This window comes from Pedobacter sp. 01T416_2 (assembly GCF_056398925.1).
This window is the reverse complement of record NZ_JBFTQI010001022.1, coordinates 1-1,661: the sequence shown is the minus strand read 5'-3', so window position 1 is coordinate 1,661 and position 1,661 is coordinate 1. Positions and strand designations below refer to the sequence as shown.

At 43.0% G+C, this 1,661-nt stretch carries 1 protein-coding gene; it reads left to right on the top strand.

The features are described 5' to 3' along the window. Positions 1–1,661: TonB-dependent receptor (locus tag AC1DPQ_RS26950; protein WP_477611455.1), on the top strand; the 1,661-nt coding region annotated here is incomplete at both ends.

Sequence of the window (1,661 nt, the reverse complement as noted above, 5' to 3'; positions counted from 1 at the left end):
ATGTAGGGTATACTACCATACTGCAAAAAGTGAGCTTGGCTAAAGATCAGACCGTTAATTTAACCCTTTATTTAAGCCCAACGTCGAATATGCAGGAGGTTGTGGTGGTTTCATCACGTAAGCCGACCAAAATCAGCGAGATACCCGGTACCGTTTGGGTAGTAGATGGCGCAAAAATTCAGGAACAAGCCAGGGCAGGGATTCCACTTAAGCAAACCTTAGCACAATTAATTCCGAGTTTAGATGCTGGGCCGGAAGGACGTACCAATTACGGACAGAACCAGCGAGGCAGAGATGCATTGGTGATGATTGATGGTGTATCATTAAACAGTACCCGTGGTGTAAGCCGTCAGTTCGAATCGATAGATCCTTTCAACATTGAAAGAATTGAGGTTTTATCTGGAGCAAGTGCAGTTTATGGTGGTGGAGCAACAGGGGGTATTATCAACATTATTACTAAAAAAGGACAGGACAGTCAGCCAAGTTTCACTACACAAGTTGGTGTACGCAGCGGTTTAAAAGAAAAAAGTGATCATGATGTACGCGTAGCACAGGCTATTTCTGGCGGGAGCAAAGATTGGAACGGACGCATTGGTATGGCTTTCCAAAAAAACAATGCAGCTTATGGTGCCGATGGAAAACAGATTTTTACCGATATTACTCAAACCGATTTACAGTATAACCAATCGTTCGATTTTTTCGGAAGTACCGAATTTAAATTGACCGAGTATCAAAAACTATCGGTGAATGGTCAATATTACAATTCGGGTTACCGTGGCGATAAAGACCTTTTCTTGGGCGCAAATTACGGTGGATTGTTATCAAATCCAGCGCTTTTAGAAATGAGAAATGGCTACTCATCCGATGTTGATCCGAAAACCAGCAGAGCCAATATAAATGCCAATTATCAGGCTAGCAATATCTTGGGCGGGCAAACACTTTATGTACAGGCAGCGGCAAGAAACGAACAATTTAGCTTTCACCCATTCCCAGGGCAAGCGGCAATACCGCAGCGACTTTACAGTGGTTCATCCATCCAAAATACAAACTACAGCGCTTTAAAACTGGTATTGAACAAAGACTGGAACAGATTGAATCTTACTTATGGTATTGATGCCGATAACGAAAATTTTAACGCACGGCAAGCCCTGTTTGATAGAACAAAGGCCTTTGCGTCTGGTGGTTTAAACAATAGCACAATAGCCACTATTGCCCGTTATCCTAATTTCAGGGTAAATGGTTTATCAGGCTTTTTGCAGGCGCAGGTTAAAGTAACCGACTTCTTAAGCCTGTCGGGAGGTGTGCGTCAGCAACGTATGTTTGTTAAAGTTGGCGATTTTGTAGGCACCGCTGCTTCTGTACCTTTGGCTTATGGTGTAGGCAGAACAGCTACGGCCATTGCTGGTGGTGAAAACCATTACGATGTGAATTTATTAAACGGTGGTTTGGTATTTAAAATCAATGCAGCTCAACAAGCATGGCTTAATTTCTCGCAAGGGTTTAACTTGGCAGATCCGGCAAAATATTACGGACAGGGCACTTATACCTTGGTAGGCACCAACTATAATTTAGGCAACTCGATCAATGTTGGAAGTTCTCCTTTAACCGGTATCAAAACAGAACAGTACGAAGCCGGTTACCGTTACCGCTCAGGTGTATTT